Annotated in this window: 17 protein-coding genes; 8 read left to right on the top strand and 9 right to left on the bottom strand. The window is 69.8% G+C overall.

Annotated features, from left to right (window positions below; genetic code table 11):
• Positions 1-7: 7 nt before the first annotated feature.
• The 4 genes from ACIG5A_RS37675 to ACIG5A_RS37660 form a co-directional block, all read right to left on the bottom strand.
• Complete coding sequence (locus tag ACIG5A_RS37675; protein ID WP_397249132.1) at positions 8-181, bottom strand: hypothetical protein; 174 nt, start codon at positions 179-181, stop codon at positions 8-10.
• A gap of 152 nt (positions 182-333) precedes the next feature.
• On the bottom strand, positions 334-834 hold the full coding sequence (locus ACIG5A_RS37670; protein ID WP_397249130.1) for an NUDIX domain-containing protein: 501 nt from the start codon (positions 832-834) through the stop codon (positions 334-336).
• A gap of 82 nt (positions 835-916) precedes the next feature.
• Positions 917-1,585: a response regulator gene (locus tag ACIG5A_RS37665; protein WP_397249128.1), complete on the bottom strand. Its 669-nt coding sequence runs from the start codon at positions 1,583-1,585 to the stop codon at positions 917-919.
• Positions 1,586-1,593: 8 nt separating this feature from the next.
• Positions 1,594-2,715, bottom strand: a complete 1,122-nt coding sequence (locus ACIG5A_RS37660) for a sensor histidine kinase (protein WP_397249126.1) — start codon at positions 2,713-2,715, stop codon at positions 1,594-1,596.
• Positions 2,716-2,848: 133 nt separating this feature from the next.
• Between ACIG5A_RS37660 and ACIG5A_RS37655 the strand changes: the two genes are divergently transcribed.
• From ACIG5A_RS37655 to ACIG5A_RS37645, 3 genes are all read left to right on the top strand, one after another.
• On the top strand, positions 2,849-3,568 hold the full coding sequence (locus ACIG5A_RS37655; RefSeq protein WP_397249124.1) for a class I SAM-dependent methyltransferase: 720 nt from the start codon (positions 2,849-2,851) through the stop codon (positions 3,566-3,568).
• A 451-nt stretch (positions 3,569-4,019) separates the two neighbouring features.
• Positions 4,020-4,673 (top strand): DedA family protein, encoded by a 654-nt coding sequence (locus ACIG5A_RS37650; protein WP_397249122.1) that lies wholly within the window; start codon positions 4,020-4,022, stop codon positions 4,671-4,673.
• A gap of 4 nt (positions 4,674-4,677) precedes the next feature.
• Entirely contained in the window at positions 4,678-5,331 is a 654-nt protein-coding gene (locus ACIG5A_RS37645) for an HAD-IA family hydrolase (RefSeq protein ID WP_397249120.1), read from the top strand.
• Positions 5,332-5,447: 116 nt separating this feature from the next.
• On the opposite strand, the gene ACIG5A_RS37640 is transcribed toward ACIG5A_RS37645, so the two are convergent.
• On the bottom strand, positions 5,448-6,026 hold the full coding sequence (locus ACIG5A_RS37640; protein ID WP_397249117.1) for a TetR/AcrR family transcriptional regulator: 579 nt from the start codon (positions 6,024-6,026) through the stop codon (positions 5,448-5,450).
• Between the two features lie 131 nt (positions 6,027-6,157).
• Between ACIG5A_RS37640 and ACIG5A_RS37635 the strand changes: the two genes are divergently transcribed.
• Together ACIG5A_RS37635 and ACIG5A_RS37630 are read left to right on the top strand one after the other, a co-directional pair.
• Positions 6,158-7,051, top strand: coding sequence for an NADP-dependent oxidoreductase (locus ACIG5A_RS37635; RefSeq protein ID WP_397249115.1), 894 nt, complete (start codon positions 6,158-6,160; stop codon positions 7,049-7,051).
• A gap of 103 nt (positions 7,052-7,154) precedes the next feature.
• Positions 7,155-7,784 (top strand): glyoxalase, encoded by a 630-nt coding sequence (locus tag ACIG5A_RS37630; protein WP_397249113.1) that lies wholly within the window; start codon positions 7,155-7,157, stop codon positions 7,782-7,784.
• A 10-nt stretch (positions 7,785-7,794) separates the two neighbouring features.
• Here ACIG5A_RS37630 and ACIG5A_RS37625 read toward each other — a convergent pair whose 3' ends face one another.
• Entirely contained in the window at positions 7,795-10,608 is a 2,814-nt protein-coding gene (locus ACIG5A_RS37625) for an ATP-binding protein (RefSeq protein ID WP_397249111.1), read from the bottom strand.
• Between the two features lie 159 nt (positions 10,609-10,767).
• On the opposite strand from ACIG5A_RS37625, the gene ACIG5A_RS37620 reads away from it, so the two are divergent.
• From ACIG5A_RS37620 to ACIG5A_RS37610, 3 genes are read left to right on the top strand one after another with little or no spacing between them, the layout of a single operon-like run.
• Positions 10,768-11,121, top strand: coding sequence for a VOC family protein (locus tag ACIG5A_RS37620; RefSeq protein ID WP_397249109.1), 354 nt, complete (start codon positions 10,768-10,770; stop codon positions 11,119-11,121).
• 46 nt (positions 11,122-11,167) lie between these two features.
• Entirely contained in the window at positions 11,168-11,581 is a 414-nt protein-coding gene (locus tag ACIG5A_RS37615) for a VOC family protein (RefSeq protein WP_397249107.1), read from the top strand.
• 46 nt (positions 11,582-11,627) lie between these two features.
• Positions 11,628-12,062, top strand: a complete 435-nt coding sequence (locus tag ACIG5A_RS37610; RefSeq protein WP_397249105.1) for a YdeI/OmpD-associated family protein — start codon at positions 11,628-11,630, stop codon at positions 12,060-12,062.
• Position 12,063: 1 nt separating this feature from the next.
• Here ACIG5A_RS37610 and ACIG5A_RS37605 read toward each other — a convergent pair whose 3' ends face one another.
• The 3 genes from ACIG5A_RS37605 to ACIG5A_RS37595 all read right to left on the bottom strand — a co-directional run bounded on the left by ACIG5A_RS37605 (position 12,064) and on the right by ACIG5A_RS37595 (position 14,497).
• Positions 12,064-12,954: a hypothetical protein gene (locus ACIG5A_RS37605; protein WP_397249103.1), complete on the bottom strand. Its 891-nt coding sequence runs from the start codon at positions 12,952-12,954 to the stop codon at positions 12,064-12,066.
• Positions 12,955-13,006: 52 nt separating this feature from the next.
• On the bottom strand, positions 13,007-13,840 hold the full coding sequence (gene pspA / locus ACIG5A_RS37600; RefSeq protein ID WP_397249101.1) for a phage shock protein PspA: 834 nt from the start codon (positions 13,838-13,840) through the stop codon (positions 13,007-13,009).
• Positions 13,841-14,038: 198 nt separating this feature from the next.
• Complete coding sequence (locus tag ACIG5A_RS37595) at positions 14,039-14,497, bottom strand: helix-turn-helix domain-containing protein (protein ID WP_397249099.1); 459 nt, start codon at positions 14,495-14,497, stop codon at positions 14,039-14,041.
• Between the last annotated feature and the right edge of the window lie 15 nt (positions 14,498-14,512).

Raw genomic sequence — 14,512 nt, 5'->3', positions numbered from 1 at the left:
CAGATGGTCAGAGCTTGCTGACGGTGTTGTTGTCCGAGCCCGAGACCGCCTTGTACAGCAGGTACAGGCCGAACACGATGGCGCTGATCACCAGGATCGGGAACAGCCCCTTGATCAGCGCACCGATGATGGCCAGCGCGATCCAGACGACCGCGACGATACCGATGATCTTCCACAGCATTTCATGCCTCCAAGTCCCTGCGAACCGCCGCTTCAACGATCCGACATGTTCCATGCTGGCAGCTGATCGACGAGAAATCACCAGGTCAGCACCGATATCCGGGTGAAGTTCAGGGTTCACCCCTACTTGGGGCAACAACAGGAGGGCCCGGTCTAGTCCTCGAGGTGCTCTCCGGCGACGGCGTAGCCGTCCTCGAGATAGACGGTGACGCCGTCCGCGCGCGCCCGGCGAGCCGCCACGATCCGCCGGGCCAGGCCGTCGCGCAAGCGCTCGGCCAGCGCGTCGTCGTCGCACCAGGCCCAACCCCGAAGTTCCTCGGCCGGAAGGGCTATCGCCGCCAGTTGATCGGCGCTGAGCACACCACCGTCGAAGACGAACATCACCCCGTCGCTCGGAAACGGGTCCGGCGGAACCCAATCCAGCACCAGCAGCCGACCCGGCGCGATCGTCAGGCCCAGCTCTTCGCGCACCTCGCGGACCGCCGCGGCGAACGGCGATTCCTCGTGCTCGACGACACCGCCCGGCAGTTCCCACCGGTCCTTGTACGTCGGCTCGACCAGCAGTACCCGATCCAGGTCGTCGACGAACAACACACCCGCCGCCATCCGCTTGCGCGGCAACCCGGAAATGTAGTCGGCGCTCTCCATCCGCATACGGCACACGCTATGCGCCGATCCGGCGCGGCGCGCCGCCTCGGCCGAAGACACAACGAATTCCGTTGCGCGCCTGCGGAGGTCAGGCAGCACCCGGCGGATACGGGTCGGCGCCGGGTACCGCCCCCGCGTCGCGGGCCAGCAGCGCCGCCTGCACGCGATTGGTCACGTCCAGCGCCGTGAGAATCCGGCTGACGTGCGCCTTCACCGTGCTCTCCCGCATGCCGAGCGCCGCCGCGATATCGGCGTTGGTGCCGCCCTCGGCGAGCAGCGCGAGCACATCGCGTTCGCGCGGGGTCAGCCGGTCGATGCGCTGCTGCGCCGCCGAGGTCGCCGCGCGCGCGGTGTGGTGGTAGCGGTCGATCAGCCTGCGGGCGGCGGCCGGATGCAGCATGGCCGAACCCGCGGCAACCAGGTGGATCGCGCGCAGGATATCGGCCGGATCGGTGTCCTTGAGCAGGAATCCGTCCGCGCCGGCGGCGAGCGCGTCGTAGACGTACTCGTCCAGATCGAAGGTGGTCAGGGTGATGATCCGCGGCGGGTGCGCGACGGTGCGCAGCGTGCCGATCGCGGTGATGCCATCCATGCGCGGCATGCGCACGTCCATCAGGGCCACGTCGATGCGGTGGGCGGTGGCGAGTTCGACGGCCTGCACGCCGTCCGCGGCCTGCGCGACGACCTCGATCCCGGGGTCGGTATCCAGCAGGTCGGCCAGTCCGAGGCGGACCAGGGCGTCGTCGTCGACGATCATGGCGCGGATCATCGGGCGGCGCCCTCCCGTATCTGTGTCGGCAGTCGTGCGGTGAGGCGCCAGGCGCCCGCGCCCGCCGGACCCGCCCGCAGCTGCCCGCCGAGCGCGTCGACGCGCTCGCGCAGGCCGATCAGGCCGAATCCCGACGGAACCGCCGAATGTACCGGCGTACCGGCGGTATTGGCCACCTCGACCCGCGTCGCGGCGGAGCCGTAGCGGACCAGCACGGTGACGGCGGCGTCACCCGCGTGCTTGCGCGCATTGGTCAGCCCCTCGCGGACGATGCGATAGACCGCGAGCCGGTGCGCCGCCTGCGCCGTCTCCTCGACGCCTTCGGTGGTCAGCTCGATGTGCTGGCCCGCCTGCCTGGCCTGGGTGACAAGCTCGTCGAGATCGGGCAGCGCGGGCCCGAGCGCCGCGGCGTCGTCGTGATCGCGCAGCGCGCCGAGCACGTCGCGCAGTTCGTCCAGTGCCGCCGTGGCGGTGGTGCGCAGCAGGCCGAGACGTTCGACAACGGGTGCGGGCAGCGTGTCGGTGCGGGTGGCGAGCACGCCGGAGTGCAGGGCGAGCAAGCTGAGCCGGTGCGCGAGCACATCGTGCATCTCGGCGGCGATCGCCGAACGCTCCGCCAGCCTGGCCGCCTCCTCGCGCAGCGTGCGCTCGGTGCGCAGATGATCGACCTGGACGGCGAGCGCGTCGATCAGCCTGCGCCGACTTCGCACCCACAGTCCCAGCGCGAACGCGAGACCGACCAGCATCGCCATGCCGAAACCGCGCGGCTGCCACAGGTCGAGGGTGGGGCGCACCAGCGCGTTCACCAGCACCGCGCCGCCGACCGCGCCGGCGGCGAGGCGCAGCCTGCCCCGCACCGCGAGCTGAAAGGCGCTGACCAGCAATGGGAGCACGAGTCCCCAGCCGCCCGCGGCCGCGACGGCGAGCACCGCGACCAGCAGCGGCCACCGGTACCTGCCCGCCGTGGCCAGCCCGGCGACCAGCGCCACCAGGACGGGCAGCGCGAACAGCTGACGGTCGACGGAGACATAGGCATCCTGCACCGACAGCGCGGTCACCCAGGCGGTCAGCGCGACCTCGGCCCACCACGGCCAGCGAATCGGAGTTTCTGTGTCCACGTCCCCAAGCTAGAGCGAGGGCCGCGGCGGACACCTCCACCGATCGGATATCGCAACCCCCTACTTTCGTCGAAGAATCGCGTCGCACAACGGCGGATTTCGCTCGCTCGATCGCTGCCTAGCGTCGAAAACCATGCAGCGACAAACGATTTCCCCCGACTTCCAGGACCGAGGCGGCTGGCTCTTCCTGCGCGAGGCCATCCGCGACCTGCGCACCACCGGCGCCATCGCACCCAGCGGCCGCCGCCTTGCCGCCGCACTCGCCGAACCGGTGCGGGCGCAGACCTCGCGACCGCTGTCGGTGCTGGAGGTGGGCGCGGGGACCGGTCCGGTCACCCGCGCTCTCCTGCCACTCATCGGCTCGGGCAGCCGCCTGGACATCGTCGAATCGAATCACCGCTTCGCCCGCCGCCTATACCGCATGGTGCAGGCCGACCTCGACCTGGCAAGCCTGCCGCCGCTGATCCGAGTCCACAGCACCACGATCGAGCGATTCCACACCAACCATCGCTACGACGTGATCGTCTCCGGGCTTCCCTTCACCAATTTCGAACCTGCCCACGTGGATTCGATCCTGCACCGTTATATCGACCTGCTCCACCCCGGCGGCACCCTGACCTACTTCGCCTACCGCGGCAGCCGTTTCGCCCGCGCCGCGTTCGCCCGCCGCGCCGAATCCGCCCGCCACCGCGCCGTCGAACAGATCCTCACCACCCACCGCACCCTGCACGAATCCGCCCGCACCACGGTCTGGACCAACCTTCCCCCGGCCGACGTGTGGACCCTCCGCACCCCTGCCCCGGTCCACCGATCGACCGGCGCCTTCAGCGAAACATCAGGGCACACACCATGACCCAGCGCGAACACACACGCATCCGCGCGCACCGCGATCGAGCTCCCCACCACCACGGGCGCTTGTCCACCGCCGCACGCTCATGCGCCCGTCCGCGAGTCGGCCCGGACCATCGACGAAACACCCAGGTACGCAACACCTTCCCGGGCCATCGGATACGCGGATCACATCGCACCCCTGATCACCGTTACCGGGTCGGGCGTCTCCCCGCTGCCGAGACGGGCGGGCCGGTCGCGCCTGAACTCGACTTTCCCCAGCGGTGCGTGGGCGCGGACCGAATCCGCACTCCGTCCTCGAAGGCGCACAACGCGATGTCGGGATATCCATCAGGCGGATCGCATCGCTATCCGAATCTCTGTCGCCGACATGGCTGCTCGTCGGCCGGCGGGCCCATGGCAGGCCTGCTCGGGACGACCGAGGTGGCGGTTGCCGAAACCTGGTGGTGCGCAGCATGAACACGATCGTCGAGCTCGTGGGCCGGGTGCCCGCAGGGGCGGGTTATGGGGTGGTGGCCGCTGTGGTGCTGGCCGAATCCGTGCTGTTGGTCGGGGCTTTCGTTCCTACGCTCACGCTGATGTTGACGGCGGGGGCGTTGGCGCGGGCGGGGCAGTTGGAGCTGTTCGGGGTGGTCGGGATCGCGGTGGTGTCGGTGGTGGCCGGGGATGCGCTCGGGCATCGAACCGGGCGGGTGCTCGGTGGGCGGTTGCGGTCGCATCGGCTGGGGCGGCGGATACCCGAGGCGGCATGGCGGCGGACCGAGGAGGTGATGGTGCGGCGCGGGGCGCAGGCGGTGGCCCTCGGGCGGTTCCTGCCGGTGATCCGCACGCTCACACCGCATGTCGCGGGTGCGTCGGGTCTGCCGTATCGGCGGATCGCGCCGTACAGCGCGGGCGCGGCGGTGGTGTGGGCGACGGCGGAGGCCGGGGCCGGATACGCCGCTACCGCTACCGCGCGAGAGCTGATCCCCTTCGCGGGCCCGGCGCTCGCCGCCGCCGTCGGTGTGGCGGGGCTCATCGCCTATCTCGTGGCGCGCCTGCGCCGTCGCACCGGCACGTCCGTGCAACTGTGGATGGCGCGGCCCGTTGCGGCAATCGACGAGGAGTGAGTTCATGGATATCGAGGTACGGTGCGCAGCGCTGCTTTTCGACTGCGACGGCGTGGTCGTCGATTCGACGGACAGCGGTGAGCAGGCCTGGCGGCAATGGGCGACCGAGTACGGTCTCGACCCCGAACAGGTGCTCGTCGGCATTCACGGACGCCGATCCGCGGACACGGTCCGCCTTTTCCTCCCCGAAGAGGCACACGCCGAGGGCCTGGCCAGAATCGAAACGATCGAGATCGCCGGGGCCGTCGGCACCAGCCCGATCCCCGGCGCGCTCGAACTCCTGAACCGGCTGGCGGACAACTGGGCCATCGTCACCTCGGCGTCCCCCGCCCTGCTCACCGCCCGCCTCACCGCCGCGGGCCTGCCGCTGCCGCCGGTCACCATCACCGCCGCCGACGTCACCGCGGGCAAACCCGCCCCCGACGGCTACCTCCTCGCCGCCCACAAGTTGAGCACCCCCATCACGGACTGCGTCGTCCTGGAAGACAGCACCACCGGCATCGCGGCCGGCCTGGCCGCCGCACCCCACCGCGTCATCGGAGTAGGCGCCCACGCCCTCACCACCGACGCTCCCGTGGTCATCCGCGACCTGACCGGCGCATCCCCCACCCCCACCGGCATCCACTTCCCCGCAACCTCGGTCCTGCGCCCCTCCTGACACCGGCGCACCGTCGAGCGCAGTCAGAGGGCGGCTGGAATCGGCGTGTCCAACCGCCATTCGACTGCGCTCGGCACATCGTCAGTGCGGCAACGGGAAGACGGCGTCGCGGCTCCTCAGGTCAGTGAGGTTGTCTCCCAGGCTGCCTCGATCATCCGGAAGATGTCGTCCACCGCCGCCCGCGGGTCGGCCGCCTCGCGGGCCAGTGAGTAGGCGTCGATCACGAACCGGGCGATCGCCCGGCATGCCGTGCTGGTGGGCGGCTGGTCGAGGGCCGCCGCGATCGCCGCCGCCAGCGACTCCGCGTGGCGCAGCCGCATCGACTCCTCGTATTCGCGCAGGGCGGGGGTCCGGTCGATCAGGCGCCAGATCGGTGCGGCGCCCTCGGCCGCGCAGTGCCGCACCATGGCGTGAATCTCGTGTCGCAGCGCTGGGATCAACGGATCGCCCGCCGACCTGCCGGTGACCGCCTGGGTGAGGCGCTGCTCGAAATTCTCGTCCTGCTCGAAGACCAGGGCTTCTTTCGAGGCGAAGTGGGAAAAGACCGTGGTGACGGCGACGTCGGCCTCGGCGGCTACGTCGCGGATGCCCACCGATTCGTATCCGCGTTCCAGAAACATCGCCAGTGCGGTGTCGGCGATCTTCTGGCGGGTCGCGGCCTTCTTGCGCTCACGACGTCCGGTCGGCACGGTCATCCCCCGATGCTATCGGCTGCATAAACGCACTGGTTGCGAAGTCCTAACGGTTGCGCTCGCGCAATATAGCGCCGCGAGTCGTGAAATAACAACCGTTGCAAAACACTAACCGTTAGCCCTAACGTGCAGGCATGAAAGCAATGCGCTTCGCCGAGTACGGCGGCCCTGAAGTCCTGACACCGGCAGAGGTGGCCGAGCCCCACGCCGGCCCCGGTCGGATACGCATCGCCGTGCGGGCGGCGGGCGTGAATCCCCATGATTGGCGGCTCCGTGCGGGTCAGTTCCGGCGAATCCGCCCGATCCAGCTCCCGGCCGGCGTCGGACAGGACGCGTCGGGCGTGGTGGACGAGGTCGGCGACGGCGTCACCGGCATCGAGGTCGGCGATCCCGTATTCGGCCGCGGTTCGAACACCTACGCCGAGTTCGCCGTCCTCACCTCCTGGGCACGCAAACCCGACGGGTTGAGCTTCGCGGAGGCGGCTGGATACCCGTCCGTGGTCGAGACCGCGATTCGGGTCATCCACCTGGTCGGCGTTCAGCCCGGGCAGACGCTGCTGGTCAGCGGCGCGGCCGGCGGAGTCGGGTCAGCGGTGTTGCAGATCGCCCGCGAGCGGGGAATCACGGTGATCGGCACCGCGGGGGCGGCGAACCAGGACTATGTGCGAGGCCTGGGCGCCCTCGCCACCACCTACGACGCGGGCTGGGTGGAACGAGTTCGCCGGCTCGGCCGCGTCGACGCCGCCCTCGACCTCAACGGCGCGGGCGTCCTCCGCGGACTCCTCGACCTGACCGGGGACCCGGACAAGGTGATCACCATCGCCGACCTCGAGGCGCCGATGCTCGGGATCCGATTCGCCGGTATCGGCGGCAGCATGCCCGAAGCGCTCGCCACGGCCGTCGACCTCATCGCGCGCGGGAAACTCCACATCCCGGTCGACCGGTCGTATCCGCTCGCCGAGGCCGCGTCGGCGCACGCCGACAGCCAGACCGGGCACACCCGCGGGCGCCGGGTCCTACTCGTCTGAGCCGATCCGACCGCCCACGGGCGAGTCACCGAGTGGGTCTCCGTGGTGTGTTCCGTGGTCGGCACGGATGTGACCGGTGCTGGGCGTGCCTAGCGTTATGGGCATGGAAATCAACACGCTCACCAGCACCGATATCACCATTCAGCTCGAGGTGGCCGATCCCGAGGCCGCCGCCGCGATCTACGAGGCCGCCTTCGGGCTCGGTGACCGGATCGGGTTCCGCGCCGCGCAGGCACCCAGCACCGGATTCCGCGGATTCCTGCTGTCGCTGGTGGTTTCGCAGCCCTCCACCGTCGACAGCCTCGTCGGCACCGCGGTCGATGCCGGATTCACCGTCGTGCAGCCCGCGAAGAAGAGTCTGTGGGGCTACGGCGCGGTGCTGCAGGCGCCGGACGGAACGGTCTGGAAGGTCGACACCTCGAAGAAGAAGGATGTCGGACCGTTCACCCGCGAAATCGACGACCTGGTGTTGCTGCTCGGCGTGGCGGATGTGAAGGCCAGCAAGCAGTTCTACGTCGAGCGCGGATTGACGGTGGCGAAGAGCTTCGGCGGCAAGTACGCCGAGTTCGCGAACCAGGGCTCGCCGGTCAGTCTGGCCATGTATCCGCGCAAGGCCGCAGCGAAGGACGCCGGAATGTCCCCGGAGGGCAGCGGATCGCATCGCATCGTGATGGGCAGCGGCATCGGTTCGTTCACCGACCCGGACGGATTCGTGTGGGAAGCAACTGCCTGAGCCGGGGTGATCAGGCGTGGCCGTCGGCGGCGAGGGTGCGGCTCCGGGTGGATTGGTAGGGGCAGTGGGCGCGTTCGAATTCCGCCGCGAGGGCGGGCAGTCGATCAGGGTCGTCGTCGAGCAGAGCGGCGGCCCGCTCGACGATCGGACCGGCTATGAGGTTGCCGGACACTGTGGTCCGAGCCGCGGCAACGAAGCCGCGCGCATCCGAATGGCCGGCCAGGACGGCGGCTTCGGCGCGCAGGGCGACATACCAGTGCCGCCAGATCCAGAGGGCACGCTCGTCCAATGCGTCCGGCTCGGTGGCCAGTTCGGCCAGCGCCAGTTCGGGTCGGCCACGATCGAGCAGCACGATAGCGGCGAAGACGGCGCGGAAAGCGGACTGATGGTCCGGCGCGCCCCCGAGGGTGTCCACGATGGCCAGCCACTCGGCGCGCGCGGCGTCGTCGCCACGCAGACCGTGCGCCATCGCGACGGCCGCGGCGGCCGGGGCGAGACCGGGGGCGTGGGGTCGGCCGGAGCGTTCCCACGCGTCGATGAATCGTCCACTGCCGGTGAGTACTTCCTCGAGGTTGCCCGCCAGAGCGTCCGCGACCAGGAGCGCGGAGGTCGCGAAATCACCACGCTCGGCAAGCAGCGGCAGGTCGCGCAGCTGTTCGGCCGAGCGCCGGGAACCCCGAAGGTCGCCGACTCCGATACCGATCTCGGCCGCCTCGGATAGCGCGTTGACGTGTTCGAGGGCGCTGGCGGGCGTGCGTGGCATGGCGGTCAGCAAGGCGACTCGCCGATGGGTGGTCTCGGCGGTGGCGAAGATATCCCCGGCCCAGCATTGCGCCGCGGCGAGTGCGTCGAGTGCCGCGCTGCGCGCGAGCGGGTCGCCGGTGCGATCGGCCAGCTCCACGGCACGTCGCGCGCGTGAGATCGCCTCAGAGACAAGCATTTCCGATTCGGTCGGATCGGCATCGGCGGCGGTGGTCGACCCGGCCTCTATCTTTTCCGACCCATCGCCCGCGGCGCCGGAATCGGCAAGCACGCCACATTCGGCCAGGGCAACGGCGGCCAGTGCGGCCGGGTCCGCACCGGCGAGCTCGCGCGCCCGCGACAGCAGCGCCGCCGCCTCGCCCGCCGCGACCGGCTGCGCGAAGGTGTCGGACATCCGGTAGACGGTGATCGCCGCGGTGGCCAGATCCTGCGCCGCCGCCGCGGAATCGCCTGCACCGAGGGCGGTTTCGGCGGCGGCGCGGTACAGGCGGTACATGTCCTCGCCGCGCATCCGGCACCCGGCCACCTCGGCGGCACGCCGCAACGCCCCCGCGGCCGCGACCGGGTCACCGGTCAGCGCCGCAGCCTGTTCGTAGCGACGCTGGGATTCACCGATCAGATTTCGTCGAAAAGCCAACTGCGCCATGGATATCGCCAGAGCATGCGCGTCGTCCCGATGTTCGGGCAACGCCGAAACCCAGGCCAGCGCGGCGCGCATATCGTCGGCGGCGGCATCGAACGCGGAATGCCAGGCGCGGGAGGCCGACGTGGGATCGGCGATCAGTGCAGCGGCGGTGGTCGCACACCAATTCAGATGGCGCGCACGGACTTCGTCGAGTTCCCCCGCGGTGGCCAGCTCTTCGCGTTCGTATTGGCGGATGGTCGCCAATGCCCGGTATCGAGTGCCGCGCGCGGAGGGCACCACGGTCAGCAGGCTTTGCTCGGTGAGCCGGGCCAGCCCGTCGGCGACCGCGATCGGATCCAATCCCGCCGAGCCCGCCACCGCCATGGCGTCGGCGGCGGTGAACGGCGCGGCGAATACCGAGACCCGCCGCAGCACGCACCGGTCCTCGGCGGTCAGCAGCGCCTGGCTCCAATCCAGCATGGCCCGCACGGACTGATGCCGTTCGTCGGCACGACGGCCACCGACCAGCAGTCGCAACGGATCCGCCAGGCTCGCGCCGAGCCCGTCGAGGCCGAGGGTGGGCAGCCGGGCGGCCGCGAGTTCGATGGCCAGCGCCAGCCCGTCGAGCCGGCCGCAGATCTCGTGCACCCGATCCAGCTGCTCGGCATCCACCGGCCAGCCCAGCGCGGCGGCCCGATCCAGGAACAATGCGACGGCGTCTTCGGCGTCGTCGCCGAGCGACAGCGGCGGCACCGTGAAGACCTGCTCGAACGGCACCATGAGCCGCGCACGGCTGGTGGCGAGCACGGTCACGTTCAGACAGTGCGCGAGCAGGTGTTCGATGAACGGCGCCACCCCGTCGCGCAGATGCTCGCAGTTGTCGAGCACCAGCAGCACCCTGCGCTCGCCCAGCGTGGCCGACACCGAATCGTCGAGGCTGCGCCCCTGCTGCTCACCGAGCCCGAGCGCCCGCGCGACCGCGGCGCCGACCATCGCCGGATCGGTCACCGGTACCAGGTCCACGAACCATGCGCCGCCGGTGAATTCACTGGAAAGGTCCGCGGCCACAGCCAATGCCAGCCGCGTCTTGCCGACTCCGCCGGGCCCCAGCGCGGTCACGTGCCGCTGCGTGCGCACGGCCTCGCGCAAGGCGGTGCGTTCGCGCACCCGGCCGACGAACGAGGTCAGCGGCGAGGGCAGCACGGTGGCCGGCGCGGCCCCCTCCTCGCCCCGGTCGAACTCGGCGGCCCGTTCGGCCAGCGCCCGCCGATCCGTCACCCCGACCTTGCGCAGCAGGGAAGACACATGGGTCTCCACGGTGCGCACGGAGATGAACAGCTGCGCGGCGATTTCGGCATTGCTGCGATATTGCCCCACCAGGGCGAGCACCTCGGCCTCACGATCCGAGATCCCGGCGGCCAGCTTCGACTTCGACACGCCAACATTCTCACGCACGGCCGTTTCGCTTGCGCGGGAACACCTGCGTACGTCTCTCAGTGGCACGTTCCGTGGTCAGCACGGATGTCGCGGCGGCGCGCCGGAAATAACGTATTACCCGTACCGAACAGCGCGAACACAGAGACTTCAGGAGCATCCATGACCACCGCAGCCAAGGGCATCAAGACCGTGCTGCACCCCGTCTCCGACCTGGCAACGGCCACTGCCATGTACACCGCCCTGTTCGGTGTACCGCCGCAGATCGAAGGCACCTATTACGTCGGTTTCGAGGTCGACGGCCACCACATCGGCCTGGTGCCCGACGGCGGCCCGCAGGCCATCACCACTCCGGTCAACTACTGGGAGGTGCCCGATATCGAGGCCAAGCTGGCCGAACTGATCGCCGCGGGCGCGACGGTGAAGCAGCCGCTGCGCGATGTCGGCCAGGGGCGCCGGGTCGCCGAGGTTATCGACCTCGACGGCAACATCCTCGGTCTGCTGCAAGATCGCTGAATCCCTCTCTGGTACGCATACATCCACAACGCAAGGAGTCAAAGTCATGAAAGCGCACGTCAGCTCGATCCTGCTCGGTGTACGAGACATGGAGCGCGCCAAGCAGTTCTACACCGAGGGACTCGGCTGGAAGATCCAGAACGACTTCGGCATCTCGGTGTTCTTCGCCTCCGACGGCGCCTCTCCGGTCGGCTTCTACGGCCGCGAGGGCCTGGCCGGACAGGTCGGCACCGATCCGGAAGGCAGCGGCTTCAGCGGACTGGTACTGACCTACGTCGTCCGCAGCGAGACGCGAGTCGACGAGATCATGACCGAAGCCGAAAAGGCGGGCGCCACCATTCTCAACCCCGCGGGCGCACTGCCCTGGGGCGGATACGGCGGCACCTTCGCCGACCCCGACGGCTACGTCTGGAGCATCGGCTACAGCGCCCAGGGAACCGACCAGCCCTACGCCGAATAACCGAGTAGCAGCGATCACCTACGGGCAGAACGACAGGAGAAAGATCATGAAGTTTCGGACCCACGTCGAGCCACCCGAGCCGATGCGCGGCCTGGAGGTTCCGCCCGAGGTGGTCGCGGCGCTCGGCGAGGGCGCGCGGCCGCCGGTGACGATCAGGCTCAACGGGCATTCCTGGCGGAGCCGGGTCGCCCTCATGCGCGGCCGCTACCTGCTCGGCCTCAGCAACGCCAACCGGCAGGCCGCGGGTGTCGAGATCGGCGAGGAGGTCGAGGTGGAGGTGGAGCTCGACACCCAGCCGCGCGTCATCGTCGAGCCACCGGATTTCGCCAAGGCCCTGGACGACGATCCCGTCGCCCGCGCCGCCTACGACAAACTCGCCTATAGCCGCAAGCGTGAGCACGTGCACGCCATCGAGAGCGCGAAGAAGCCCGAGACACGTCAACGGCGCATCGAGAAGGCCATCGCCACCCTGCGGGGCTGAATTACCTGCCGTCGTAGGGCGGGAGGGAGGCGGGGACCGAGCGGTCGGCTACCTCGGTGAGTGCTTGGGCCCAGCCATCGAGGCGGTCGGCGGCGTGGCGGAGATCGGCGACGATGACATCGAAATTGTGGCGCAGGACGATGTTCTCGGGGACGGCGAGCACGCTGCCCGCGGCGGTCACGACCTGTTCGTATTCGGCGACGCCCGCGTCAAGGCGGGTCAGGGCCAGGCGAGTGTTCTCGGAGAGGGCAACGGCGGCAGGGGAATCGGCGCGGCCGAGCGCGCCGAGCGCCTGTTCCATCGCGATCACGTCGGTGGCCAGGGCGTGCAGTGCGGCGGCGCCGGACTGGGCGGTCTCGAGCATATCGACGAGTTCGTCTTCGGGGAGGCGGTGCGAGCGGGCGATCTGCGTACCGAGCCCGTGCAGTGCCCGCTCGGCGCGGACCAGCCTGCCGATCGGGCCGCGTGCGCTAGACCACAGCGGTGGTTGCTTGCGTGGCACGAAGGCGGCCTGTGGCAGTGGCGAACTGCGCAGTTGCAGATAGCGGCGGGCGCTCAAGGCGGTGCCGGTGACCAGCGCGACCGCGCCGCCACCCACCACGACGACGGCCCAGGCGGGGGCCGAAATGATCATGAGCCCAACGGTTCCCGCGGTGGTGAGACCGCCGACGGTGCCGAGCTGGAAACTGCGCCTGCGGGCCCGGCGGCGCTTGCGCAGTTCACGCTCACGCGGATCGGCCCAGCGGCGCACCGCGACCAGTGCGGTCTCCCCCGCTTCACGCAGGGTGTCGGGCAGGCTCCCCGGCTGCGGCGCCAGTGCGGCCTGCGCGCGAATGATCGCGGCGGTGCGGCGGGTGCCCCGCCGCGATCCTTCGGACTGCTTGCCAGTCATGCGATTTCTCCCACCGATCGAACATACGCTCGATCGGCCAGTGATGCGACCGCTATTGCTGCGCGGCCTGATCCTTGTTCAGCTGCGGCTGCGGCTGGGCCGGATTGGCCTGCGCCTGAGCCGGATTGATCGCGGGCTGACCGCCACCGGCGGGCAGCGCGTCACCACGCATCGACGCGCGGATCTGCTCGAGCTTGCTGTGCCCGGCCATCTGGATGCTGGCCTGCTGCACCTCCAGCATGCGGCCCTGCACCGAGTTCTGCGCGAGTTCCGCGGCGCCGAGCGCGTTGGCGTAGCGGCGCTCGATCTTGTCGCGGACCGCGTCCAGGCTGGGCGTGGTGCCGGGCGCGGACAGCGTCGAGTCCATCTGCTGCAGCGACGCGGAGACCTGCTCCTGCATCTTGGCCTGCTCCAGCTGGCTCAGCAGCTTGGTGCGCTCACTGACCTTCTGCTGCAACATCATCGCGTTCTGCTCGACGGCCTTCTTGGCCTGCGCGGCCGCCTGCAGCGACTGGTCGTGCAGCACCTTGAGGTCCTCGACGGACTGCTCGGCGGTGACCAGCTGCGCGGCGAACGCCTCGGCCGCGTTGGTGTACTGGATCGCCTTCTCGGTATCGCCCGCGGCGGCGGCCTGGTCGGCGAGCATGACCGCCTGGCGCGCATTGGCATTGAGCTTCTCGACATCGTCGAGCTGACGGTTGAGCCGCATCTCCAGCTGACGCTGGTTGCCGATGACCGACGCGGCCTGCTGCGAAAGGGCCTGATGCTGGCGCTGAGCTTCCTCGATAGCCTGCTGAATCTGGACCTTCGGATCCGCGTGCTCCTCGATCTTCGAATCGAAGAGGGCCATCAGGTACTTCCAGGCCTTGACGAACGGATTAGCCATCGATTGATCCCGCCTCCATCTGCTGTACCGCTGTCCGCGGCTCCGGTGCGCGACCGTCACGCACCCGATATGTGCCTATCCTCCACCATGCGGCACCCGGTCCGGGCGAACCCGGCCCAACCGACGCCTAGGGAGAATCTATCCGTTTCCGGTGGCGGTCCGCAGCGTTGGCCGGGGGCCGCCACCGTGCGTCCCCTGTCAGTTGTTGCGCACCAAGACCAGCATGTCGGCCTTCGGGGCCGGAATGACGATCCTGGTGTCCTCGGCGATGCGAGGCAGCGGACGGGCGCCTGCCACCGACATCGTCGCGGTCGCCGGTGCCTGCGCGGCCTCCGGCGCGGTATCGGATTCGGCGGGTTCGGCCGCGGGGACCCGTTCGGCCGCGGGCACGGCGGCCGCGCGGTCCTCGTGCACGGGCACGCCGTCGGCGCCTGCCATGATCGTGCTCACATCCCAGAGCACCCGCGACAGCGGCACGTCGAGTGCGGCGCAGATGGCGGCCAGCAGCTCGCTGGATGCCTCCTTGCGGCCGCGTTCGACCTCCGACAGGTAGCCCAGGCTCACGCGCGCCGAGGTCGAGACCTCGCGCAGGGTCCGATTCTGGGCGAGACGCGCACGCCGCAGACTGTCCCCGATCGCCTCTCGCAGCAGCGTCATCTCGGTTCTCCTTCG

The organism is Nocardia sp. NPDC052566 (assembly GCF_044547285.1).
GTDB lineage: Bacteria > Actinomycetota > Actinomycetes > Mycobacteriales > Mycobacteriaceae > Nocardia.
Note: the sequence above shows the minus strand (reverse complement) of the source record. Positions and strands in the feature narration are given on the sequence as shown.